The sequence below is a fragment of the Rhizobium sp. AAP43 genome (assembly GCF_001296045.1).
GTDB lineage: Bacteria > Pseudomonadota > Alphaproteobacteria > Rhizobiales > Rhizobiaceae > Allorhizobium.
The window spans coordinates 45,437-68,343 of the sequence record NZ_LJHS01000060.1 but is presented as its reverse complement, the minus strand read 5'-3'; the positions used below and the strand labels follow the sequence as shown (position 1 = coordinate 68,343).

The window sequence follows — 22,907 nt, the reverse complement described above, 5'->3', positions numbered from 1 at the left end:
TCATCAAAACCCATGGTTTTGAAAGCCACACCCTTCCCGCCCCTCGCCAAGCCACGGCGCGGAGGTCAGAACACATTACTTGGCAAAGCTTCCGTCGACGATGATCACTCTTCTGGAAAGACCGGATCCAGAATGAAGGGCCCGCCCTGGTAGACGGCCGTCGCATGATCAACGGCCGGGCGAGGCACCGTGCCGTCAATTTCAGCGCGGAAACGCTCGGCGTTATCCTTCGGGCGCCAGCCGAGATAGGAGACGTGGGAATTGTCCCACCAGCGGCTGTCATTGTCCGAGCAGCCCCAGATCACCGGGCAGCCGAGGCGCGGCACCTGAAAGATGCACTGGATCATCGACAGGAAATCGTCGTAGCTCATCCAGGTGGAGAGCATGCGGTGGTTCTTCGGCTTCTCCATGCAGCTGCCGATGCGGACCAGCGCCGTTTCCTGACCGAATTTTTCGAAGTACATGCGGGCGAGCGCTTCACCGAAACATTTCGACACGCCATAGAGTCCGTCCGGCCGGAAGGGCATCTCATGGTCAAGATATTCATCCTGGCGGTAAAAGCCGATCGTGTGGTTCGAACTGGCAAAGAGAATGCGCGGCATGCCGTTCGCCCGGGCGGCCTCATAGAGATTGTGCAGGCCGAGGATGTTCGCGGACATGATCCTGGAGAACTTGTCCTCCACCGAAATGCCGCCAAGATGAATGATGCCGTCACAGCCTTCGACCAGCCGGTCGACTGCGGCGCGATCGGCAAGGTCGCATTGCATGACGTCTTCATGCGCTGCCCCTGCCCCCAGTTCGGCGATGTCCGAGACCCGGATGACCTCCGCCAGACCCTTCAACCGGCTGCGCATCGCACTGCCAAGTCCTCCGGCCGCTCCCGTCAGCAACAGACGCTTCATCCGAACTCCTCCTCAAGATCTCGTCAACTTGTCATACAGGCAACGGATATCCAGTCAAGGGGATGGGTTGAATGCCAGCAGCCATTGCAAACCTGACAGACGAGCTTATGAATATCCGCTTGAACAAGACCGGCAAGGGGGCGACATGGCGCAGCAGGGCAAGATCGAGGCGGTATCGGGGACGCTGACCCAAAGGCTCGGTGACAACTTGCGAAAGGCAATCGCTGCGGGACAGTTTCCGCCCGGCAGCAAGCTGCCGAGCGAAGCACAGCTTTCGGAAGCCCATGGCGTTTCCCGCACCGTCGTGCGCGAGGCGATTGCAGCGCTCAGGGCAGACCGACTGGTCGAAGCGCGCCAGGGAGCAGGCGTGTTTGTGCTGCAGCCCGTCGAGGCGCCTCCACCACCGCTGCGCCTCGGAACCATCGATCCGGCCCGAGTATCCTCGATGATCGAGCTTCTTGAGCTGCGGACCGCCGTCGAAGTGGAAGCTGCAGGGCTTGCCGCGTTGCGTCGGTCACCGGCGCAGGAAGAAGTCATTCACGAGCGGCATTTTGCCGTCATGGCCTGTCTTGAGGCCGGTCAGTCGACAACCGAGGCCGACTTTGCTCTGCATCTTGCCATTGCCGAGGCCACCAACAATCCGCGTTTTCGGGAATTCCTGGCGATGATCGGCCGCAATGTCATTCCCCGTGCCGCTTTACGAGATGAAGACAGAGAGGATGACCAGACGGCCTATCTCCGGCTCATAGACGCCGAGCACAGCGAGATCGTTGACGCGATTTCAGCCGGTGACGAGGAGCGCGCCCGCGAGGCGATGCGCCGCCATCTGCGCGGTAGCCAGAGCCGCTACAGGGCGCTTTTGCGCGAGCAACGCCAGCCTGTCCGATAACAATTGACAGGTTTTGCCGCGACATGTATGACAACTTGGTTCGCATGACCAAGGAGGATTAAGATCATGACGCCGCAAGACATCAAGACCGCGCTCGGCGCCGGGCTGCTTTCCTTTCCGGTCACGCATTTTGATGACGAAGGCCGTTTCGCGGCTGCCAGCTACCAGGAGCATGTTGGCTGGCTCTCCGGCTTCGACGCCCCGGTGCTCTTCGCCGCCGGCGGAACCGGCGAGTTTTTCTCGCTGACGCCGGCCGAAATCCCGACAATCGTCAAGGCTGCCAAGGAGGCCGCCGGTGACACGGCCATTGTTTCCGGCTGCGGCTACGGAACCGATATTGCCGTCGAAATCGCCCGCTCGGTTGAGAAAGCAGGCGCCGACGGTATCCTGCTTCTGCCGCATTACCTGATCGATGCCCCGCAGGAGGGCATGTACCAGCATGTAAAGCGCATCTGCCAGTCGATCGGTATTGGCGTCATGGTCTATAACCGTGACAACTCGGTGCTCAGCGTCGAAACACTACAGCGCCTGTGCGACGAATGCCCCAACCTCGTCGGCTTCAAGGACGGCACGGGTGATATCGGCCTTGTGCGGCAGATTACCGCCACCATGGGCGACCGCCTGACCTATCTCGGCGGCATGCCGACGGCCGAACTCTTTGCTGAAGCCTATCTCGGTGCCGGATTCACCACGTATTCCTCCGCCGTGTTCAACTTCGTGCCGGGTCTTGCCGTCGAGTTCTATCAGGCGCTGCGCGCCGGGAACCGCAGCCGCTGCGAAGAGATCCTCAAGGACTTCTTCTATCCGTTCATGGCGATCCGCAGCCGTCGCAAGGGTTACGCCGTTTCAGCCGTCAAGGCCGGTGTGCGCTTGCAGGGCTTTGCCGCCGGCAAGGTGCGTCCGCCGCTCGACGACCTGACGCGCGAGGAAGAAGAAATGATGGCGAAGCTCATCGACCCCTGGAAGCGTTGATATGAAGATTGTCGACGTCCGCACCCATCTGCTTGAACACAAGCTCGCCGTTCCATTCCAGAGCGCCTCGATGCGCTTTGACCGGCGGGCGCATGTTCTGGTGGAGATCGAGTGTGACAATGGTCTGATTGGCTGGGGGGAATGCCTCGGCCCCGCCCGGCCCAATGCGGCAGTCGTTGCCGCCTACCGCAACTGGTTGATTGGTATGAACCCGCTCGAGACCGAAAAGGTCTGGGCGGTTCTTTACAATGCGCTCCGTGACCAGGGACAGCGTGGTCTGACCCTGACCGCCCTTTCGGGCATCGATATCGCGCTTTGGGACATCAAGGGCAAGCATTTCGATGCGCCTGTGTCGATCCTGCTCGGCGGCCGTTTCCGCGATAGCGTCCGGGCCTATGCGACGGGCAGCTTCAAGCGCGACGGCGTTGACCGGGTCGAGGATAATGCAACCGACATCGCACTCTATCGCGCGCAAGGCTTTCACGCCTCGAAAATCAAGGTTGGCTTCGGTGTCGAGGAAGATCTTCGCGTGATCAAGGCAGCCCGTGAGGCTGCCGGCCCCGACATGCGGCTGATGGCCGACGGCAATCACGGCTACAGCGTGCTTGAAGCAATCGAATTTGGCCGCCGCGCTGCCGACTACGGTCTGGACTGGTTCGAGGAACCGGTCGTGCCGGAGCAACTTGCAGCCTATCGCGAAGTCCGGGCTAAACAACCGATCCCTGTTGCGGGTGGCGAGACCTGGCACAGTCGGTGGGGCATGAAGGAACCGATCGAAACCCGTTGCGTCGACATCGTCCAGCCGGATCTGGCGGGCGTCGGCGGCTTTACAGAGGCAAAGCGTGTCGCCGATCTGGCCGCACTTCACGGTGTGCGCGTCGTTCCGCACGTCTGGGGCACGGCCGTCCACATCGCCGCTGCCCTTCAGTTCATCGCGGCCATGGTGCCGGACCCTGTCAGGGTCAATCCGATCGAGCCGATCCTCGAATTCGATCGCACCGACAATCCCTTCCGTCAGGCCGTGGTCACGCGCCCGCTCGAACATGAAAACGGCGTGGTCGCCATTCCCAATGGTCCGGGGCTCGGCATCGACATCAATCGCGATGCGCTGTCTGAATTCAGGATGAGGGACGAGCCATGAGCCTGCATCGTCCGACAAGCGGCTACAAGCCGGCGGTCCGCTTGCCAAAGGGCGCAATCGATACCCAGATGCATGCCTATCTGCCGGGTTATCCGGCGATCGAAGGCGGCCCCCCCCTTCCTGTCGGCGATCTGCCGACGCCGGAACAGTATCGTCGCTTCATGCAATGGATCGGCATCGACCGGGTGATCGTTACCCAGGGCAATGCGCATCAGTTTGACAATGCCAATCTTCTCGCCTGCCTGCGCGACTTCGGCGACATCGCCTGGGGCATCGCCGCTGTCGATAGACAAACGAGCGAAGAAGAACTGGATGCACTGTCTGCCGCCCGCGTCGTCGGTGCCCGCGTCATGGATCTTCCGGGTGGCGCAGCCGGCCTAGACAAACTTCAAGAGATCGACGCGATCGCTCAAAGCCGCGGCTGGATGGTCGCAGTCCAGTTCGACGGCAGCAATATTCTCGAGCATGAAGAGAAGCTGTCCGCGATCCGCTCACGCTGGGTTCTCGATCATCACGGCAAGTTCTTCTGTGGCGTGACGCCGGATAGCCCTCAGGTGGCTGCCGCAAAACGGCTGATCGACCGCGGAAACTGCTGGTTCAAATTCGCCGGAGCCTACGAGTCTTCAAAGACCGGTGGCCCAGATTTTGCAGACGTCGCAGCCGTTTCCCAGAGCCTTGCTGCTCACGCGCCCGAAAGGATCGTCTGGGGCAGCAACTGGCCGCACAACCTGGCCCGCAGCCAGGCGGATTATCCGGACGACGCTGCACTCACGGACACCGTATTGAGCTGGTTTTCGGGCGAGGAGGCCCGACACCTCGCGCTCGTCGACAATCCGGAAGAACTGTTCGGTCTGAAGGCTGGAGGCAAGCTCTAGCCGACCGGTCAAAACCGCGGGAACGGGAGGTTCCAGCGGCATAACAAGGAGGAGGAAGGCAATGAAGAAAACTGCACTGTTCGGGCTCGCACTGAGCCTGTCGCTGGCGGGAGGCGCCGCTTTCGCCCAAGAAATCACCCTGCGTTCGGCCGACATTCACCCGGATGGTTATCCGACCGTCGACGCGGTAAAGTTCATGGGTGAGCTTGTCTCGCAAAAGACGAATGGCCGCATCACCATTCAGGTGATGAACAATGCCACGCTCGGCACCGAAAAGGACACGATCGAGCAGACCCGTTTCGGCGTGATCGACATGAACCGCGTCAACAGCGCGCCCTTCAACAATCTCGTGCCGGAAACCGTCGTCTTCGGTCTGCCCTTCCTGTTCCGCGACACCGATCACATGCACAAGGTTGTCGATGGTGAAATTGGCGATGAAGTGCTTGCTGCCTTCGAACCTCATGGTCTGGTTGGGCTCGCATTCTACGATTCCGGCGCGCGCTCCTTCTATTCGACCAAAAAGCCGATCGAAAAACTGGCAGACCTCTCTGGCATGAAGGTTCGCGTCCAGCAGTCGGATCTGTGGATCGCGATGATGGAAGCCTTTGGCGCCAACCCAACCCCGATGCCTTTCGGCGAAGTCTATTCCTCGCTGGAAACAGGAGTCGTCGATGCCGCCGAGAATAACTGGCCCTCTTATGAATCCTCGCGCCACTTCGAAGTCGCGAAGAATTACACGCTCACCGAACACTCGCTGACGCCGGAAATCCTCGCCATCTCCAAGATCACCTGGGACAAGCTGACGCCGGAAGACCAGAAGGTCCTCCGCGAAGCCGCCAAGGAATCGGTCGGCAAGATGCGCGAACTCTGGCAGGCCCGCGAGAAAGCATCGGAAGAGAAAATCCGCGCTTCTGGCGCTAACATCATCATGGTCGACAAGGCCGAGTTCTCCGCCGCCATGCAGCCAGTCTACGACAAGTTCATCACCGATCCGAAGATGAAGGAACTGGTCGAGCGTGTCCGCGCCGTCAAATGACCTGACGGGCCGGCCGCATGTCGATTGCGGCCGGCCCGTTTCGCCGGTGTTTGAATTTCGGAGGTTCCATGTTGCCCTTTCTGCGCGCGATACGGCCGGCGCTCGAGCGTCTCAGCCAGTTTTGTCTCTATCTGTCGGCAACCGGCCTGGTCGTCATGACCTTGATCATCGGTTGGCAGATCTTCGGCCGCTATGTGCTCAATGATACGCCGAGCTGGTCCGAACCGCTGTCACTGCAATTGATGGCATGGTTCATCCTGCTGGGATCAGCCGTCGGTGTTCGCGAAAGTGTGCATCTCGGTCTTGATTTCATCCGGCATGGTGCATCGGAGCCGATCCAGAAGCTGATGGATCTCACCAGTCTCGGCCTGATTGTCCTGTTCGGTGCAGCCATGAGTTATTACGGCGTGCTGCTTGCTGCGGGCACTTGGACGGCCACGATACCTGTTCTCGGGTGGCCTGGCGGCATGGATTTCGTGCCTCTTGTCGTCGGTGGCGCCGTCATTGCGATCTTCGCCCTGGAACGGTTCGTCAACGTAGCACTCGGCGAAGAAGCTGCAGCCTCTATCGTAGTTCAGGAGGCAGCGTGATGGCCTATACCATTCTCTTCGGCAGCTTCACCCTGCTCATGATGATCGGCATGCCGATCGCTTTCTGCCTCGGCATCTCCTCGCTTGCCACGGTGATCTATCTCGGTCTGCCGCCAATCGTCGTCTTCCAGCAGATGAATTCGGGGATGAACGTTTTCGCCATGATGGCGATCCCCTTCTTTATCTTTGCTGGTGACCTGATGGTGCGCGGCGGCATCGCGACGCGACTTATTCGGTTTGCGGCCGGTCTCGTCGGTCACCTTCGCGGTGGCCTCGGTCAGGTCAATATCGTCGCCTCCACCTTCTTTGGCGGCATTTCCGGCTCGGCCGTGGCCGATGCCTCCGCTGTCGGTGGCCTGATGATCCCGCAGATGGCAGCCCGTGGCTACGATCGGGGTTATGCGGTCAATGTCACCGTCAATGCCGCGATCATCGCCCTCCTCATTCCGCCGTCGCACAACATGATCCTTTATTCGATCGCGGCCGGCGGTAATGTCTCGGTTGCCGATCTCTTCACCGCCGGCATCATTCCCGGCATGCTTCTGGCCGCGGCACTGATGGTGACCGCCTATATCGTCGCCGTCCGGCGCGGCTATCCCTCGGAGCCCTTTCCCGGCTTCGCCAAGGTCGGCTATTACCTGCTCGCGGCACTTCCCGGCATCCTGTTGATCGGCATCATCTTCGGCGGCGTTCGTTCGGGTATATTCACGGCCACGGAAAGCTCCTGCATTGCCGTTCTCTATGCCCTCCTCGTTGCACTTTTCGTCTATCGCGAGCTCAATTGGGAAGGTTTCCTGGAGGCCGTGCTTGGTGCGGTGCGCACAACGGCGATGGTACTCCTGGTCATCGGGACCGCCGCCGCCTTCGGCTGGCTGATGGCCTTCCTTCAGGTCCAGCAATTGCTGGTCGCAGCCATCTCCGCCGTCTCCGACAATCCCATCATCGTTCTCCTGATGATCAACGTCATCCTGCTGATCCTCGGCACCTTCATGGACATGGCACCGATGGTGATCATCTCCACGCCGATCTTTCTCCCGGTCGTCAAGGCGTTCGGCATCGACCCTGTGCATTTCGGCGTGATCATGATCTTGAATGCCGGGATCGGCCTCAATACGCCGCCTGTCGGCACGGTTCTCTTCGTCGGTTGTGCAGTTGGCAAAATTACCATCCGAGAAGCGATGAAGACGATCTGGCCCTTCTTCGGCGCCAGTATCGCCGTTCTGATGGCCGTGACCTTCATTCCCGGTCTTTCCCTCTGGCTCCCCAGTCTGTTCAAGTAGCCACAAAGGGCACATACAATCATCAGACATGAAAGAAAGGCGGCTTACGGGTCGCCTTTTTGCATGTATCGCCAAGCAGGTTGCAAAGACCAAGCTCTCACTTTGGTCAAAAGCTCCATCAGACTGATAGATTTTCGACGTTTCGCGCAAACACAGCCCTGCTTAGACTGAGCCGTAGATCCCTCCTGCAACCGGTGGACCATGACAGCGCCAGCGCCTTCAGAAAAAGCTCTCGTTCCCTTCGTCAGCGTCGAAAACATGATGCGGCTCGTGCACCATATCGGGCTCGAAACCCTTCTTTGCGAACTGACCGATGTCATCGAGGCTGATTTCCGGCGCTGGGCTCTCTTCGACAAGACGCCTCGGGTTGCTTCCCATTCCCGCGAAGGCGTGATTGAGCTGATGCCAACCTCAGATGGCGAAATCTACTCGTTCAAATATGTGAACGGCCACCCCAAAAACATGGCCCACGGTCTGCAGACTGTCACTGCCTTTGGACTGCTTGCCGAAGTGTCGACCGGATATCCGGTTCTCCTCACCGAAATGACGCTACTGACGGCGCTGCGAACGGCAGCAACCTCCGCCATGGCCGCCCGCCATCTGGCACCTGAGGGCTCCACCACCATGGCGATGATCGGAAACGGTGCCCAGGCAGAGTTCCAGGCGATCGCAATGAAGGCAGTACTCGGCATCACCACTGTCCAGCTTTACGACATCGACCGCAGGGCCAGCGAGAAGACCAAACGGAACCTCGACGGACGAGGCCTTGACGTCGTGATCTGCGACAATGCCCAAGCCGCGATCGAAGGCGCCCAGATCATTACAACATGCACGGCCGACAAGCAGTATGCGACGATCCTGACCGACAACATGGTCGGCGCGGGCGTGCACATCAATGCCATCGGTGGTGATTGCCCCGGAAAGACCGAGTTGCATCCGGATATCCTGCGTCGTGCCTCGACCTTTGTCGAATATCCGCCGCAGACAAGGATCGAAGGAGAAATCCAGCAAATGGAGCCGGATTATCCAGTGACAGAACTCTGGCAAGTTGTGACCGGGGAAGCGACCGGCCGATCCGGCCAAACCCAGATTACGCTGTTCGACAGCGTCGGTTTTGCCATCGAAGATTTTTCCGCCTTGCGTTACGTCCGCGAGCGGATCCGCGGCACAAAGCTTTTCCAGGAAATCGACCTGATCGCCGATCCTGACGACCCACGCGACCTCTTTGGCATGTTGCAGCGATCCCTGGATTGAGGGCGACGGCCTCGGCTTTACGAGGCCAGCACCTCCTCCGCTTCGTCGCGCGTCATTTCCAGCACGCGTCGGATCAGGTCGAAACCGTAACCCTGGCGCGCAAAAGATGCCATTTCGCGGTTCACCTGTTTTTCATCGGCAGGAACCCGTCGAAACGGTCCGAAGGCCTTCTTGCGAGCATAGACCACTGCCGGCCGCAGGTCGTCCTGTTCGGCGAGGATCTCCGTGATGATCACGGCCTCGACGCCCTTTTCAGAAAGCTTGCGGGCAACCGCCCGTTTCGACTTGCCGCCACGGGCCGCCGAGCCTGCGCGGATCTCGGCATAGGCACGATCATCCAGCGCGCTCATCGAACGCCCAAAGGCGATTGCCGCCTCCGCCAGAGCCGCCACCTGCGCCTCCGTGATGTCCTCGAACTTGCTCTTTGCCTTGCGACGAATGGCGTCCGCCAATTCTTTCTCGGTCATCATCCGGCGCGCCAGCCGATAGGCCGCTGAATTCCGCACCCATGTCAGCATCCGGGCTGTCGGTAACTCATCGGAGGTGGGAATATCGTCCATGTCCGTCTTTTTCATCCAGCCAATCGCAGCGTCATCGTTCTTCAAATCGTTGACAGCCGTCAACGCCGGTAAACATCCATCTCAATCCTTGTGGCGTTCGAGCGCCTGCAACATTGCCAGAATACTGAAGGCCGAGCGCTCGGCCTTGCGCGTCAGATCCCGAAGATAACCGCCGGGCGACCGAATTTCTTCCGCACGTTCAAGTATCAAGGCAATCACGATCGCTGCCGCCTGTTCACCCATCGCCTTCTTCGCCTTCGCCCAGGCATCCGGGGAGACCCCGAGCATGGAGCGAACCAGATCCGCCGCCTTCAGCAGATCCTGCCAGCCGCGCATTCCGCCGGGGCAATAGTCACCGATCTGCGGGCAAATCTTACGCAACCGGTCGAGACTGATCGCCACCCGCTTTTCCTGGCGATCCGCCCCATCCCGCTCAGGGCTCTCGGCTTTCGCCTCTTTCTTTGACTCTTTGCCGTTTAATTCAAATGGTAGGTCTGTGTTTGAATTCTGATAGTGGCGCTCGCTGTGATGGTCATTGGCGCTCATTTCTTCTTCAGAAAGGCTTGAAAGGTAAGCATTTTCCACCTCAAGGCGGAACGTTGCCAAGCGGTCGCGAAGTGCTCGGAGTGCGTCTGGCTGGGCCTTGCGCGGAAGTGCTGCGAAGGACATCGATTGAAATGTCAGAAGCATGCCTTCCCAATCGCCCGTACGGGCCTCTTCCAGGGCCGCCGTGATAATCTTCGATATGTCGCGCAGGTGCAGCGTCACCTCTGTGCGGAGCTGGCGCAGTGCCTTGGCTTCGGCACGCACAGTCTCAGCCAGCGCATGGATCTCCGTCGCTTTTAACGCAAGCGGTGCCAGATCAAAGCCAAAGGCCTCTTCCACGTCCCCATGATCGCCGCGCAGGCAGTAGCGTTTGCCATTGGCGCTGTCGCGACGGAAGAGCAAGCCGGCGTCAACCAAAGCTGCCAGATGACGGCGAATAGTGGCCGGCGCCATACCACGGGCGCGGATCGACAATTCGCGGTTGGAGGGGAATACGATGATCGGCTTGCTGCCGTCGAGCGTGCGTTCCGTGGTGAAACTCACAAGCGCTTCCAGAAGCCCGATTGCACGGTCGCTCAGGTCGAAATGCTCGCGCGCTTCGGTAAGCGCCCGCAGCAGCTGCCACTTGTCGGCCGTGCCTGTGTCATTGCCGCCGTCGCCAGCGCGCAGTTTTCCCTGCCGTTCCGCGACCATGGTCTGACGGGCAAAAAGCCGCGCAGACATCCGGCCGCCGCCGAAAGGCGTCGTTCCCAGTCTCTCGATCATGATTTCCCCTTTTGAAGAGGCAAGAGGAGCCCTTGGAAACGCCTGTTCAGACGCACGAAATCACACTCGGATCGGCATCGGATGCCGCCGACTCTTGACTTTGACTGTCGGAAGTGATTCTCTCAGATTGCTACATAGGAGAGGGGCTTCCGGAACGTGACGTTTTGGGGGCCTTTTTTCTTGTCTCCGCGCTTCCTTTCCGTGGTTTCGCGTTGTCTGATGCCATCCGGGTTCATCCCTTGATCCCAATGGCAACCGGTCGAATCAGACGGCCGCCCTTGCGAGCGGCATCCTCATCTCAGTGTTTCGTCTTTACATGCGCGGCATAGGCGCTGCGCAAAAGCTCAGACAGCTGGTCCAAAAACGCCGGGTCAGCATCCTTGGCAAAATCGATTTTCACCGTGCGACCCTGTCGCCTGTATTCAGCAAAGCTGCGGCCATCCTCGGCCGTCAGCCGGAGCGGCTCGTTGATTGTCCTGGTCGCTGCAACCGGCTGTGCCAGACGGCCAAACAACAGTTCGAAACGCCGGTCGCTGTCTGCAGTCCGAAAACTCTCCTGGGTGATCTCGTCGCTCGCCAGCTGCATGGCCGCCTTCGCGGACAGGAGTTCCACCATCTTCATCCAGCGATCGCGACCCGCCTTCGGGGCAGGGCCGATCGCACGAATGACCATGTCCGGCAGACCGTCCGCAACCTGGATCAAGCGCGACAGCTCAGACTTCTGCACCGCCAGCGCATCGCCGATCAGCTTGCGGTCGAAACCGCGCGTCGCAAGCGTCTTGGCAAACAGCGCCCGTTCGATGAACGACAGATTGCGGCGTTCGGCATTTTCCTTGCCCTGCGCCACCACCAGTTCATCATCACTCAGCGTGCGCACCAGCGCCTTGACCTCAACGCCGAGCGCCTGAGCAGCGCGCAGACGACGGTGGCCATAGGCGACCTGGAAACGCCCTTCGTGCTCGGGATGCGGTCGGACGAGGATTGGGACCTGTTGGCCGCTTTCGCGGATACTCTCGATCAGCTCGGCAAACTGCGGATCGTCCACATCGCCATTGCTCAGCCGATCCTGGACAAAGGATGCCTCAATACGCTCTGTCGACAGCGAAATGACCCGCTCGCCTTCCTCCAGGGCCTGGCGCAGCTGTCGCGCTTCCTCGGCTTCGCGGGCGATGGACGACAGCGACAGACCCATGGCTTTCACGGCGCCTGACGCCGCGCGCGCCGGACCATTTGCCGGCTCGGCCGGGCGCTGATCGGGCTGGCTTTCACGAGAGCCAGCCTGCTCGCCGGCAACAGTCTCTGCCGATTGCATCTTGGCTTCCGGCGCAAGCGGCGAGGAATCCCCGAACAACGCCTTGATGGAGTTCTTGCGGTCGCGTCCTGCCATCACGTGCGCCTCCATGCGGCGTGAATAAGCGCCTCGATCTCACCATTGACGGAATCGAGCGATTCCATCGCCCGGTCATACGTGCCGCGGGAAAAGTTCTCGCGGCCTACCTCGTAAAGCGTCTGCTTGGTCAGGCCCGCATCCGACACTGCCGTCGACTTCAACATCGGCGCAGTCAGAACTCGGTTGCCGAAGAGCGAACGCAGAAAACCGACGATTTGCGTCTGCGGACCATCATGCGGCTCGAAACGCGTCACCAGATACCGCAAGAAATCGAAATTCAGCTGGCCACCCGCCTCGCGCACCACAGAAAGAAGATCCGATGTCATGAACAGAAACTGGCTCATCGACGCAACGTCGAGCATTTGCGGATGCACTGTCACGACAACCGATGTGGAGGCACACAGTGCCGACAGTGTGAGATAACCAAGCTGTGGCGGGCAGTCGATAACGACCACGTCGTAGTCGTCGGCCACAGTGGCGAGTGCCGCCTGGACGCGGGTGAAGAACAGCGAATGCGTATCGCCCGCCTTGCGCTCGGACAGCGCCCGCGGTGTCGCGTGTTCGAATTCCTGCAGTTCGAGATTGCCGGGAACGAGATCGAGACCATGGAAATAGGTCTTGCGGATGATCTCCTTCAGCGGCTTTGCCTCGCCGTCATACCGGATCGCGCCGTAAATCGTGTCATTGCCCTGCAGATCGAGTTCCGGCTGGTAACCGAAAAGCGCTGACAGCGATGCCTGCGGATCGAGATCGACGGCAAGGACGCGGTGTCCCGTCATCGCCAGATACTGGGCGAGATGTACCGACGATGTCGTCTTGCCGGAACCACCCTTGAAGTTGGTCACGGAAATGACCTGCAAATGCTCACCGCGAGCCGGATCACGCCACTTCACATAGGACCGCGCCTTGGCGTCGTTCCCCTTGAGCCGCGCCTGCTCTGCCAGGAAATGGCGCAGCGCATCGATGTCTGACAGCGAATAGTAGCGCCGCCCGCCGGCACCGACGTCAGGCTGCGGTCCCTCTCCCGCCAGAGACAGTTGCCGCAGGTAACCGTCGGATACACCGATCAAACGTGCGGCTTCGCCAGAGGTAAAGGAACGCAATGTCTTCTGGGCGGTCGGCGGGAAAAGCCGCTCGCGCATAGCCTTCAGCTGGGCAGAGAGCGCCTGGGCGTCTTCGGCAATCGTCTCGTCTGCTGGACGCAAGGGACCGATCTCCTCGATGGCTGCTCTGATCGATGGCTGACCCATCCTGAACTCCAAATTCTGGCCAGTAGCGCTCAGATCACACGCCTTCATGGCGCCAACTGATCGACACAGGCAAACTACACGCACCCTTCCTGATTCTCACCGCGATGAACATACGCAATGGTGCCGAATTAACAGGAAGGCTTCTCAGTAACGGCGAGAGGCGCAATTTATGGCCAATCTCCGTAACAGCGTGTGGCACGACCCGATTCGGGTCAAGCGGTTTTTCGTTAACAAAACCTTAACGCGGTCCCGGCTCAATATTAGGAAACGCCAGCCTATGCAGCATTCTGAGGTCTAGATCCGTCGCTCAAACGCACCACCTCTGGCGTTGCCTCTGTGCAACAATGGGACAGCTTCAGTTCTCGGTCGAAAGATCGGCGGGGAGGACTTGCTCCGGCGCGGCGTCCGGCACCTCCTGATGGGTAAAGCCTTCCAGGTCCGAAAGCTCATTGGCATCCCGCCCGATCTCTACATTGCTTGCGCTGTAGAGCACACACAAGCGCGCATTTGACATCAGAGCATTCAAGTGGATGCGCTCATAACCATGCGAAGCGTCGACACCAAAGGCGATCAGTGCTGTGCGCACATCATGACCTGCCTCAACCGCTGAAGCCGCGTCCGAACGATAATAGCGGAATACATCCTTCTGCACCGGAACACCGTGGGCAAGACACAACTGATGCAGTTTCTTCGACAGGTGGTAATCAAAGGGTCCGGTCTGATCTGCCATGGCGAGCGTGACACCAAACTCGCGCGAATTCTGTCCCGGCGCGGTCGTGCCGTTGTCGATCGCTACCAGCGATGCAATCTCGGGCGTCAGTGCAGCCGAGGCACCGACGCCCACTTCCTCGCCAATGGTGAAGAGCCAGTACGTGTCGACCGGCGTCTCGATGTTCTGCCGCTGCATCGCTTCAAGGGCCGCCAGCATGATCGCGACCCCCGCCTTGTCATCGAGATGGCGTGAGACGATGAAGCCGTTTTCAAGGAACTCGGGTTGTGGGTCGACCGCAACGATGTCCCCGACATCAATGCCAAGCTGGGTCAGATCATTGTGGTCGCGGCTAAGCGCATCGACTCGCAATTCGACATGGCGCCACCCCGTTGGCTGGCAGTCGACTTCGTCATTGAACGTATGCCCCGACGCCTTGAGCGGCAGGATGGTACCGCGGTAGGTGCCCTTGGCGGACAAGATTGACACGCGTGCGCCCTCGGCAAACCGCGCTGACCAATGGCCGACCGGCACGAGTTCCAGTCGTCCATTCTCCTTGAGCGCCTTTACCTGCGCGCCCAACGTATCCAGATGCGAGACGATCCCCCGCGCCGGTCGCCGGGCCTTGCCACGTCGAAGCGCTCGTATCGCACCCCGCCGGGTCAGCTTCACCTCAAGCCCCAAACGTGCCAGCTCCTGCGCCGTATGCCGAACCGCCTCATCTGTAAAACCGGTCGGGCTGGCGATCGCCAGAAGGGCCTGGAGCTGTCGCGTAAGATAATCAGGGTCAATCGTCATGGCGTCGGTCATTACGGGTATGTCGAGCCCTGGTGCAGAAGGTCAAGTTTTTATGGGTCATTTTGGTCGGGGTGTCGGCGTTAATTGAGCCAGACGTTTGGGCGAGACGAACTCACCAGCGGTTCTTTATCCGCAAGAACCACACCGGCGACGAGACGCGCTGCCCGGCAGCAGCCACAAGGTTCTGGCGGTCCAGCGCGATTTCCCGTATGCACGCAGAAATTGCTTGATCTGACCTGAAGCTGAGCTGATCCTAATGATTGTAAAGAGAGCCTGCGATATCGCGATTGCGATGATAGCGGGGATTATCCTCGCCATACCGATGGCCCTGATTGCCGCCATGGTACGGATCACATCGCAAGGACCCGCGCTCTACTGGTCGCAACGTGTCGGTCGCGAAAATCAGCTGTTCTGGATGCCCAAGTTCCGAACCATGCGGATAGACACCCCCGTCGTCGCCACGCATCTCCTTCACGACCCGCAACGACACCTCACACCCATTGGCAGCTTCTTGCGCAAAACCAGCCTGGATGAACTCCCTCAACTCTGGTGCATCCTTCTGGGTAAGATGAGTTTTGTCGGGCCTCGGCCTGCGCTCTTCAATCAAGAAGACCTGATCGCGGCGCGCACGGCTAAAGGCGTACATGTGCTGTTGCCGGGGCTGACAGGTTGGGCCCAGGTGAATGGCCGTGACGAGCTTTCAATCCCGGCTAAGGTGGAGTTGGATGCCGAGTATCTTCGCCGACAAAGCACTTTTTTTGATTTGCGCATTTTGGTCATGACAGCCATTAAGGTGGCTGGCTCTGCCAATGTCCAACATTAGCAAGTAAAGCCGCATGATCATGTTCGTTTCGGATTGGACCAACCAGCCCCTGGTCAAGCGTCTCAGGGAATGTGTGATAAGAATGCCTCGCTTCTGGAAGCGGGTTTTTCTGATTGCGCTCGACATCGCAAGCCTGATCTTCGCCCTTTGGGCAAGCTATGCCATACGACTGTCCGTCTGGACGCCAGAGGTCACTGGAGAACGACTGCTTCTGGCCGCTTTCGCGCCCGTCGTCGCTATTCCTGTCTTCATCCGGCTGGGCCTCTACCGGTCGGTGATCCGCTACCTCCCGGAGGCAGCGATCTGGACCATTCTGAAGGCGATGCTGATTGCGACGATGAGCTGGGTCATCATCATCTTCCTTGTCGAGATGGCAGGCCAAGGCATCGTGCCGCGATCCGTTCCCTTCCTCTATTTCGTTTTAGGAACCTTGCTGATCGGTGGACTGCGCTTTGCCGCAAAATGGCTGCTGGTTTCCGGCACGGGCCTGCGTCGCAACGAAGAGCCGGTCTTCATATACGGCGCGGGTCCCGCTGCAGCCCAACTCGGTCGCGCGCTGAGAGGCCATGGAAATCGCTACGTCATGGGCCTCATCGATGACGATCCGGCCAGCCAGGGTCGCGATATCGGCGGCTACCGGGTCTTTTCCTCGAGCGACCTGCCATTTCTGATCGAGCGCTATGGAATCAAGGAAATCATCCTCAGCATGTCGGCGATCCCTGTGGCCAAGCGGCCGGCCGTGCTGACGCGCCTCACGGAATTGGGCGTGAAGATACGAAGTCTTCCAGATATCTCCGATCTCGTCGACGGACGTTACATTGTAAGCCAGATTCGCGAAATCGAGATCGATGAATTGCTGGGGCGGTCTTGTGTTCCAGCCGATACGACCCTGCTCGACAAGGCGATCTCCGGCAAGGTCGTGATGGTCACAGGAGCCGGGGGCTCCATAGGCTCGGAACTCTGTCGCCTGATTGTCCGGCGAAAACCGAAGACACTGATCCTTTTTGAAGCGAGCGAATACGCACTCTACAAAATCGAGCAGGAATTGCTGGCGGTCAGCCCCCAGCATATTGTGCCGGTCTTGGGTTCCGTGACCGATGCGAAAACCGTTGAGCGCGCCATTCGAACCCATGGCGTGGAGGTCTTGTATCACGCTGCGGCCCACAAGCATGTTCCACTGGTGGAAGCCAATGTTCTGGAAGGCATTCGCAACAATGTCTTCGGTACATTGACTGTGGCCAAAATCGCTGCTGCCCAAAATGTCGAGAGTTTCGTGCTCATCTCATCCGACAAGGCAGTCCGACCAACCAATGTCATGGGCGCAACAAAGCGTTGGGCGGAACTCGTTGTGCGCCAGATGGCAATCGAGGCTCAGACGAGGCCTGAAAAACAAGTCTTTTGCGCCGTCCGTTTCGGCAATGTTATCGGCTCGAACGGCTCGGTGGTGCCATTGTTCAAGCAGCAGATCGCCAAGGGTGGACCCGTGACGGTGACAGATCCAGACATGACTCGCTATTTCATGGCGATCCCCGAGGCGGCCGAACTGATTGTCCAGGCAGGCGCCTTGTCTGTCGGGGGCGATGTCTTCCTGCTCGACATGGGCGATCCGGTGCGCATCGGCGATCTGGCGGAAAACATGATACGATTGGCCGGATTTCAGGTGCGCAACAGCAAATCACCCGATAGTGGCATCGCCATCGAAGTGATCGGCAAGAGGCCGGGAGAAAAACTCTTCGAGGAACTCTTCTACGACCACAACAACTCCCGGCCGACCAGTCATCCGAAAATCATGCGCGCCGACGCAATGGCTGGCGCCAGTTGCGACATCGACCAGTGGTTGAGAGACCTAAAAGAGGCCGTCGAAACAGAAGACGAAGCGCGGGCAAGGGATCTTCTGTTTGCTCTGATTTCGGCCGAGGATCCGCCAAAGCAGGTCGTTGAGCATGGCTGACCAATATGCCGGGACAAGCTTTCGATGGGTATGACACTTGTAACAGGTGCATCGGGGTTTGTGGGCTCACACCTCATGGCAGAGCTCGCACGGCGTGGCTTGGCCGTGCGAGGGGTCAGTCGAGCACCAAGTCCGAATTTGGTGCGCGTGCCGTCTTACGGACCTCAGATGGATTGGCGCGAGCACCTGCGAGACATCGAGACTGTCGTGCATCTTGCAGCACGTGTCCACGTCATGCGCGAAACAGCCAAGGATCCCCTTGCACTCTTTCGCCAATCCAATGTCGGAGCGGCAGTCAATCTTGCTCGACAGGCAGCTGCGGCCGGCGTCAAACGCTTCGTGTTCGTCAGCTCCATCAAGGTGAATGGAGAGCGCACCGAGCCGGGCAAACCCTTCAGCGCGGCGGATATGCCGAACCCTCAAGACCTCTATGCCATCTCCAAGGCGGAAGCGGAAGCAGCCCTGATTGCGCTTGGACGCGAGACGGGCATGGAAATTACCATCGTCCGTCCCCCGCTCGTGTATGGCCCGGGCGTTCGGGGTAATTTTCGCACACTCATGACATGGGCCAAAAGCGGCGCACCCTCGATATTCGCGGGCGTCAGGAACAAGCGATCTTTCATTGACGTGGCGAACCTCTGTGATCTCTTGATCACCACAACCACACATCCGATGGCCGCGAACAAAGTCCTTCTGGCGAGCGATGGACACGATCTTTCAACCCATGAACTCCTCTCGCAGCTAATGGCTGCAAGCGGTCGTCCAGGATGGAGCCTGCCAATCCCTGTCTCTGTTCTGCAGCTTCTCGGCACGGTCTCCGGCCGAAAAGCTGCGGTTCGACGCCTTACAGAAAACCTCCAAGTCGACATTGCATCGACTTGCCGCGTGTTGGATTGGCACCCTGCAGCACCCAATCTGTCAATCCTGTTCGACGAGGCGAAACGATAACGCCCACGGTCGCATCCGCCCGTTGCTGTCAACGCTCAATGAGAAGATCTCCGATCCTCGTAGGACGCCCTCCCCCACCAACAGCTCGTTCTCGGAGGGATTAGCCACCAGACGCAGGTCGCGACCATCGTGGAGCGGCCAGGAGACGACGAGCACATCGTTTTTCAAACTGAAGCGCGCGGCTGGCGCATCCATCAGGCCTATCAGGGGCACGACCAGACTCAGTCGCCGATCAAGGAGTTCCCGGTAGAACGACACCCAGGCCTCGTTTACCGACTGGCCCGGCGTGAACCAATCCAGCTTGCCAATGCTGAAGGTGTCGTCCGACGTCGGATCAAGCATGTTCTCCGCCTCGAAACCCGGCTTGCCGATGAGTTCCTCCTTTCGGCCCTCCTTCACCTGCCGGTTAAGCTCGGCATGAAAATCGGAGAAATAGGGAAAAGGTCGGCGCGAGCGCCATTCCTCGCCCATGAACAGCATCGGCACCTGCGGCGCCAGGAGATAGAGTGCGACGGCAAAGCGCAGGGCCTGGGGTTCGAGGTCCGCCATGATCCGGTCTCCGCGGGCGCGGTTACCGATCTGGTCGTGGTTATGGATGAAGGAGACAAACGCGGTTGGCGGCAGATGGGCGCTGGGGCTGCCACGGCGCTTGCCCTTGTGCGGCATGATCTCGCCCTGAAAGACAAACCCCTCCGCCAGCGCCTTGCCGAGTATGGAGGCTCCGCCTTCGTAGTCTGCAAAATAACCCGTGGTCTCGCCGGTGGTCAGGGCATGCAGGGCGTGATGAATATCGTCGTTCCATTGGGCCGTATAGGTTTTGGGCCTCCCCTCCACGTCGCGCTCCAGAAGCGTCGCATCGTTGCGCTCGTTTTCGACGATGAGGTGAACATGACGCCTAGGGAAAGCCTGCCGGATTCTTTGCGCCAATTCGTCGAGGAAATGTACCGGACTATCATCATGGATAGCATGCACTGCATCGAACCGCAGGCCGTCGAAACGGTAGTCACCAAGCCAGTAAAGGGCATTTTCAATCAGGTATTGCCGAACGAAATGATTGCCTTCGTCATCAAGGTTGATGCCGTCGCCCCAGGGTGAACTGTGCTTGTCGGTGAACAGGGGCGCGTGTGCCGGCAAGTAGTTTCCGTCAGGGCCAAAGTGGTTGTAGACGACGTCGAGAAACACCGAGATCCCGCGCAAGTGCGCCTCGTCGATCAACCGCATAAGGTCTTCCGGGCGACCATAGCTGCAATCCGGCGCATAGGGGAGCACACCGTCATAGCCCCAGTTCCACCGACCGGGAAACTCGTTGATCGGCATCAGCTGGATTGCGGTGATCCCGAGGCTTTCGAGGTGATCGAGCTTGTCCAGCATACCGAGAAAGGTGCCTTTTTCTGAAAAGGCGCCGACATGCAATTCGTAGATGACGGTTTCCTCCCAGGGGCGTCCGCTCCAAGCTTCCGCATTCCAATCGAACCGACCAAGATCGACGACCTCGCTCGGACCGTGCACATCCTCCGGCTGGTAACGGGAGGCTGGGTCCGGAACGGCAAGACCGTCCGCCAGACGAAAGCGATAGCGGCAACCGGGTTTTGCCCCTTCCAGATGCACGCGGTGCCAACCCTCCCTGTCACCCTCCATGAGAACGGGGTCCAAACCCTCGCATTCGAGATGAACCTGGGGGCTCAGCGGCGCCCAGATTTTAAAGAGAATGCCGGTGTCGGTAATGTCCGGGCCAAATAAGTGTGATGTCAAAGCCATGCCTCTGCGCTCGGGAAGAACGCCGGGCTAACCGGTTCGCGCCGAAAAAGTTTCCTCGCCTCACCACAAAGTTGCGCAGCCAGCCCTGTTTGCAGTCACAGGATTAGGATCGCCCTGATATCATTGACATTGGTCAGTGTCGGACCGGTCACGACGAGATCACCGATGGCAGCAAAGGCTGTGTAGCTATCGTGATGGCTGAGGGCCACGCGCGGATCGATCCCCGCTGCCCGCATGCGGGCAAGCGTATGAGGCGTAACAATCGCACCAGCTGCATCCTCTACACCGTCAATGCCGTCGCTGTCGCCCGCGAGCGCAAAGATCCCGTCCCGACCTTTCAACGCAAGGGCCAATGACAGCAGGAACTCACTGTTGCGACCACCCTTGCCGACCGGGCCCTTGCCCATGGTAACCGTCGTTTCGCCGCCAGACAAAAGCACGGCCGGGGCCGAAACCGGCAGGCCATGCAAGCATGCGGAGGTCGCAATGCCTGCCATAAGCGTGCCAGCCTCCCGCGCTTCACCTTCCAGCGCATCCCCGAGGATGAGAGGTGTGAAACCGAGGCTTCGGGCCGTCTTGGCCGCCGCCTCCAGCGCTTGTCGTGGCGATGCGATGATGCGGAGCTCGGCATTCGCTGCCGTCTTCGGCGTTTCCTCGCCGGAATCAATTACGGCCCGCGCGGCAGCAGGAAGATCAAGTCCATAGCGCGCTATGATTTCTCTGACATCCGCGATCGTGGTTGGATCGGGCACGGTCGGACCCGAAGCGATTTCGGACGGATCATCGCCCGGGACATCCGAGATCATCAACGAAACGATCCGGGCGGGATACGCGGCCTCAGCCAGCCGTCCGCCCTTGATCAGCGACAAGTGCTTGCGGACAGCATTCATCTCCGCAATCGTGGCCCCGCTCGAAAGAAGAGCCCGATTGACTGCACGCTTGTCATCCAGCGTCATGGCGCCTGCCGGCGCGACCATCAGCGCCGACCCACCACCGGATATCAGTGCGATAACCAGGTCATCAGGCCCGAGACCCGACACCGCCTCCAGGATGCGCGACGCAGCTTTCGCACTGTTTTCGTCCGGGACGGGATGTGCGGCTTCGATGATCTCGATCTGCCCTGCCGGCACGGCATGGTCGTAACGCGTCACCACAACGCCCGACAGCGCGACGTCCGGCCAGGCATCAACCAGCGCTGCAGCCATGGCAGCGGATGCCTTTCCGGCACCGACGACGACACAGCGGCCCTTTGGCTTTTCCGGCAGATGTTGCGCCAGAACGCGGTGCGGATCCGCACTCCCTACTGCAGCATCGAAGATCGCCCGTAGCGCATTCCGCGCCCCCTGTTCTGTCCAGCCATCCGCTTGCAACACGCATCCCCGCCTTTGCCAACCTCACCCATAGCCTAACGACCGGCGCTCATCCTGCAAGGGCAGGATACTTAAACAAAAAACCACGGCCCCATGGGGACCGTGGTTGCAGTTGTCAGCCAATCATACGCCGTGTCGGACGATCACATCGCCGGCATGACGGTGATTGACTTGATCGGCATATCGATGCCCCCAATGGTGCCGGCCTTCGTGGCGGCACCCGTTTCGAGGTTGACGGTGTAGAGTGCATTGTCGGCGACCAGCCATGCGGTGTTCTTGCCCTCGCCCGTTGCCTGGATGTCGAAGGCATAGGTCTTCGCCATCGTCTCGATGCCAAGCTTGCCGATCGCCTTTAGCGTGCCGTCATTCGGCTTGGTCTGCTGGATAAGCGCGCCGATCGTTGCGTCGATGTTGTACATCGCGGTCTTTTCCGGCTTGCCAGTGGAGTTGGTATAAGCGGCCGCAACGATGTTCGGCATCTCGCCCTTGTGCATGTCGCCCTCTTCGAAGGCGAGGCTGCCGTCGACGGTCACTGCGCCTGTGTCCGGATGGACGCGGTGATTGGTCGTGCCGGTCATGAAACGCAGGCGGTCGGCAGCCGGATTGAAGTTGACCACAACCGGCGCGTCACCGATCGTCAGCGGAATGTCCATCTTGGCGACTTCGGTTGCGGCACCCGTCTTTGCGTCGATGCGGACGATCACGCTGCCGGCGGTGACGCCGACGATGCTTTTGTCGGCCGGGCGGAAGTCGAGGCCCACGAGACGATCAACACCGGTGATCTCAACGCTGGTTGCTGCGTCCGGCTTGTCTGTGTCGAACATCACGAGGGTCTTGTCACCGGCCAGTCCCAGAACCTGGGCAGCCTGTGCGCCAGTTGCGGCAAGCATGGTGGCGGCGAGCAGTGTAGAGATGCGGATAGCGGTCATGATGGTCTCCCGAATGAATGAGCGGGGACACCGGATCGGTGCCTCCTGACAACCAGACACATGGGCGACCCAGTTTGGATGCAGTCGGAACCAAAAAAATTTTGCATCCAAAATTCGTTTTCGCGTGTCCTCTCATTTGAAGGAGAGCGAGATGCAGGTGATGCTCGATAT

At 59.6% G+C, this 22,907-nt stretch carries 20 protein-coding genes; 11 read left to right on the top strand and 9 right to left on the bottom strand.

Translation table 11 applies throughout. From position 1 onward, the window contains the following. Positions 1-104 precede the first annotated feature (104 nt). The gene (locus IP76_RS21640; RefSeq protein ID WP_054160310.1) at positions 105-902 is read right to left on the bottom strand and encodes an NAD(P)-dependent oxidoreductase; all 798 of its coding nucleotides are present in this window, start codon (positions 900-902) and stop codon (positions 105-107) included. Between the two features lie 145 nt (positions 903-1,047). Between IP76_RS21640 and IP76_RS21635 the strand changes: the two genes are divergently transcribed. The 8 genes from IP76_RS21635 (at position 1,048) to IP76_RS21600 (ending at position 8,939) form a co-directional block, all read left to right on the top strand. Beyond that, entirely contained in the window at positions 1,048-1,791 is a 744-nt protein-coding gene (locus IP76_RS21635; RefSeq protein WP_054160309.1) for a FadR/GntR family transcriptional regulator, read from the top strand. A gap of 66 nt (positions 1,792-1,857) precedes the next feature. Next, complete coding sequence (gene kdgD / locus IP76_RS21630) at positions 1,858-2,763, top strand: 5-dehydro-4-deoxyglucarate dehydratase (RefSeq protein ID WP_054160308.1); 906 nt, start codon at positions 1,858-1,860, stop codon at positions 2,761-2,763. A 1-nt stretch (position 2,764) separates the two neighbouring features. Next, complete coding sequence (locus IP76_RS21625; RefSeq protein WP_054160307.1) at positions 2,765-3,904, top strand: mandelate racemase/muconate lactonizing enzyme family protein; 1,140 nt, start codon at positions 2,765-2,767, stop codon at positions 3,902-3,904. After that, positions 3,901-4,779 (top strand): amidohydrolase family protein, encoded by an 879-nt coding sequence (locus IP76_RS21620; protein ID WP_054160306.1) that lies wholly within the window; start codon positions 3,901-3,903, stop codon positions 4,777-4,779. The genes IP76_RS21625 and IP76_RS21620 overlap by 4 nt, the downstream gene beginning before the upstream one ends. Before the next feature lie 61 nt (positions 4,780-4,840). After that, positions 4,841-5,815, top strand: coding sequence for a TRAP transporter substrate-binding protein (locus IP76_RS21615; protein ID WP_054160305.1), 975 nt, complete (start codon positions 4,841-4,843; stop codon positions 5,813-5,815). Between the two features lie 68 nt (positions 5,816-5,883). Beyond that, positions 5,884-6,405 (top strand): TRAP transporter small permease, encoded by a 522-nt coding sequence (locus IP76_RS21610; RefSeq protein ID WP_054160304.1) that lies wholly within the window; start codon positions 5,884-5,886, stop codon positions 6,403-6,405. Continuing rightward, on the top strand, positions 6,405-7,685 hold the full coding sequence (locus IP76_RS21605; RefSeq protein WP_054160303.1) for a TRAP transporter large permease: 1,281 nt from the start codon (positions 6,405-6,407) through the stop codon (positions 7,683-7,685). The genes IP76_RS21610 and IP76_RS21605 overlap by 1 nt, the downstream gene beginning before the upstream one ends. A gap of 201 nt (positions 7,686-7,886) precedes the next feature. After that, positions 7,887-8,939: an ornithine cyclodeaminase gene (locus tag IP76_RS21600; protein WP_054160302.1), complete on the top strand. Its 1,053-nt coding sequence runs from the start codon at positions 7,887-7,889 to the stop codon at positions 8,937-8,939. A 17-nt stretch (positions 8,940-8,956) separates the two neighbouring features. Here the strand turns inward: IP76_RS21600 and IP76_RS21595 are convergent, their stop codons facing one another. The 5 genes from IP76_RS21595 to IP76_RS21575 form a co-directional block, all read right to left on the bottom strand. After that, positions 8,957-9,499, bottom strand: coding sequence for a regulatory protein RecX (locus tag IP76_RS21595; RefSeq protein ID WP_054160319.1), 543 nt, complete (start codon positions 9,497-9,499; stop codon positions 8,957-8,959). 81 nt (positions 9,500-9,580) lie between these two features. Continuing rightward, the gene (gene repC, locus IP76_RS21590) at positions 9,581-10,810 is read right to left on the bottom strand and encodes a plasmid replication protein RepC (protein ID WP_054160301.1); all 1,230 of its coding nucleotides are present in this window, start codon (positions 10,808-10,810) and stop codon (positions 9,581-9,583) included. A gap of 298 nt (positions 10,811-11,108) precedes the next feature. Then, on the bottom strand, positions 11,109-12,197 hold the full coding sequence (gene repB, locus IP76_RS21585; protein WP_054160318.1) for a plasmid partitioning protein RepB: 1,089 nt from the start codon (positions 12,195-12,197) through the stop codon (positions 11,109-11,111). Next, complete coding sequence (gene repA, locus IP76_RS21580) at positions 12,197-13,450, bottom strand: plasmid partitioning protein RepA (protein ID WP_054160300.1); 1,254 nt, start codon at positions 13,448-13,450, stop codon at positions 12,197-12,199. Before repA ends, repB begins: the two co-directional genes overlap by 1 nt. 355 nt (positions 13,451-13,805) lie before the next feature. Next, positions 13,806-14,969 (bottom strand): osmoprotectant NAGGN system M42 family peptidase, encoded by a 1,164-nt coding sequence (locus IP76_RS21575; protein WP_054160299.1) that lies wholly within the window; start codon positions 14,967-14,969, stop codon positions 13,806-13,808. A 244-nt stretch (positions 14,970-15,213) separates the two neighbouring features. Between IP76_RS21575 and IP76_RS21570 the strand changes: the two genes are divergently transcribed. The 3 genes from IP76_RS21570 (at position 15,214) to IP76_RS21560 (ending at position 18,679) form a co-directional block, all read left to right on the top strand. Next, positions 15,214-15,780: a sugar transferase gene (locus IP76_RS21570; RefSeq protein WP_054160298.1), complete on the top strand. Its 567-nt coding sequence runs from the start codon at positions 15,214-15,216 to the stop codon at positions 15,778-15,780. 82 nt (positions 15,781-15,862) lie between these two features. Next, positions 15,863-17,731, top strand: a complete 1,869-nt coding sequence (locus tag IP76_RS21565; protein ID WP_245281540.1) for a nucleoside-diphosphate sugar epimerase/dehydratase — start codon at positions 15,863-15,865, stop codon at positions 17,729-17,731. Positions 17,732-17,755: 24 nt separating this feature from the next. Next, positions 17,756-18,679 (top strand): NAD-dependent epimerase/dehydratase family protein, encoded by a 924-nt coding sequence (locus tag IP76_RS21560; RefSeq protein WP_082352667.1) that lies wholly within the window; start codon positions 17,756-17,758, stop codon positions 18,677-18,679. On the opposite strand, the gene treZ is transcribed toward IP76_RS21560, so the two are convergent. The 3 genes from treZ to IP76_RS21545 form a co-directional block, all read right to left on the bottom strand. Then, positions 18,650-20,437 carry a malto-oligosyltrehalose trehalohydrolase gene (treZ, locus tag IP76_RS21555; protein ID WP_082352666.1) on the bottom strand — a complete coding sequence of 596 codons (1,788 nt, stop codon included), beginning with the start codon at positions 20,435-20,437 and terminating at the stop codon, positions 18,650-18,652. The genes IP76_RS21560 and treZ overlap by 30 nt on opposite strands. Before the next feature lie 95 nt (positions 20,438-20,532). After that, entirely contained in the window at positions 20,533-21,810 is a 1,278-nt protein-coding gene (locus IP76_RS21550; RefSeq protein ID WP_156318686.1) for a glycerate kinase, read from the bottom strand. Positions 21,811-21,950: 140 nt separating this feature from the next. After that, positions 21,951-22,736 (bottom strand): DUF4394 domain-containing protein, encoded by a 786-nt coding sequence (locus IP76_RS21545; protein ID WP_054160295.1) that lies wholly within the window; start codon positions 22,734-22,736, stop codon positions 21,951-21,953. Between the last annotated feature and the right edge of the window lie 171 nt (positions 22,737-22,907).

Bases quoted from the DNA above. Each gene is read 5' to 3' on its own strand.
- IP76_RS21640 (WP_054160310.1), bottom strand. From the start codon at position 902: ATGAAGCGTCTGTTGCTGACGGGAGCGGCCGGAGGACTTGGCAGTGCG.
- IP76_RS21635 (WP_054160309.1), top strand. From the start codon at position 1,048: ATGGCGCAGCAGGGCAAGATCGAGGCGGTATCGGGGACGCTGACCCAA.
- kdgD (WP_054160308.1), top strand. From the start codon at position 1,858: ATGACGCCGCAAGACATCAAGACCGCGCTCGGCGCCGGGCTGCTTTCC.
- IP76_RS21625 (WP_054160307.1), top strand. From the start codon at position 2,765: ATGAAGATTGTCGACGTCCGCACCCATCTGCTTGAACACAAGCTCGCC.
- IP76_RS21620 (WP_054160306.1), top strand. From the start codon at position 3,901: ATGAGCCTGCATCGTCCGACAAGCGGCTACAAGCCGGCGGTCCGCTTG.
- IP76_RS21615 (WP_054160305.1), top strand. From the start codon at position 4,841: ATGAAGAAAACTGCACTGTTCGGGCTCGCACTGAGCCTGTCGCTGGCG.
- IP76_RS21610 (WP_054160304.1), top strand. From the start codon at position 5,884: ATGTTGCCCTTTCTGCGCGCGATACGGCCGGCGCTCGAGCGTCTCAGC.
- IP76_RS21605 (WP_054160303.1), top strand. From the start codon at position 6,405: ATGGCCTATACCATTCTCTTCGGCAGCTTCACCCTGCTCATGATGATC.
- IP76_RS21600 (WP_054160302.1), top strand. From the start codon at position 7,887: ATGACAGCGCCAGCGCCTTCAGAAAAAGCTCTCGTTCCCTTCGTCAGC.
- IP76_RS21595 (WP_054160319.1), bottom strand. From the start codon at position 9,499: ATGGACGATATTCCCACCTCCGATGAGTTACCGACAGCCCGGATGCTG.
- repC (WP_054160301.1), bottom strand. From the start codon at position 10,810: ATGATCGAGAGACTGGGAACGACGCCTTTCGGCGGCGGCCGGATGTCT.
- repB (WP_054160318.1), bottom strand. From the start codon at position 12,197: ATGGCAGGACGCGACCGCAAGAACTCCATCAAGGCGTTGTTCGGGGAT.
- repA (WP_054160300.1), bottom strand. From the start codon at position 13,450: ATGGGTCAGCCATCGATCAGAGCAGCCATCGAGGAGATCGGTCCCTTG.
- IP76_RS21575 (WP_054160299.1), bottom strand. From the start codon at position 14,969: ATGACCGACGCCATGACGATTGACCCTGATTATCTTACGCGACAGCTC.
- IP76_RS21570 (WP_054160298.1), top strand. From the start codon at position 15,214: ATGATTGTAAAGAGAGCCTGCGATATCGCGATTGCGATGATAGCGGGG.
- IP76_RS21565 (WP_245281540.1), top strand. From the start codon at position 15,863: ATGCCTCGCTTCTGGAAGCGGGTTTTTCTGATTGCGCTCGACATCGCA.
- IP76_RS21560 (WP_082352667.1), top strand. From the start codon at position 17,756: ATGGGTATGACACTTGTAACAGGTGCATCGGGGTTTGTGGGCTCACAC.
- treZ (WP_082352666.1), bottom strand. From the start codon at position 20,437: ATGGCTTTGACATCACACTTATTTGGCCCGGACATTACCGACACCGGC.
- IP76_RS21545 (WP_054160295.1), bottom strand. From the start codon at position 22,736: ATGACCGCTATCCGCATCTCTACACTGCTCGCCGCCACCATGCTTGCC.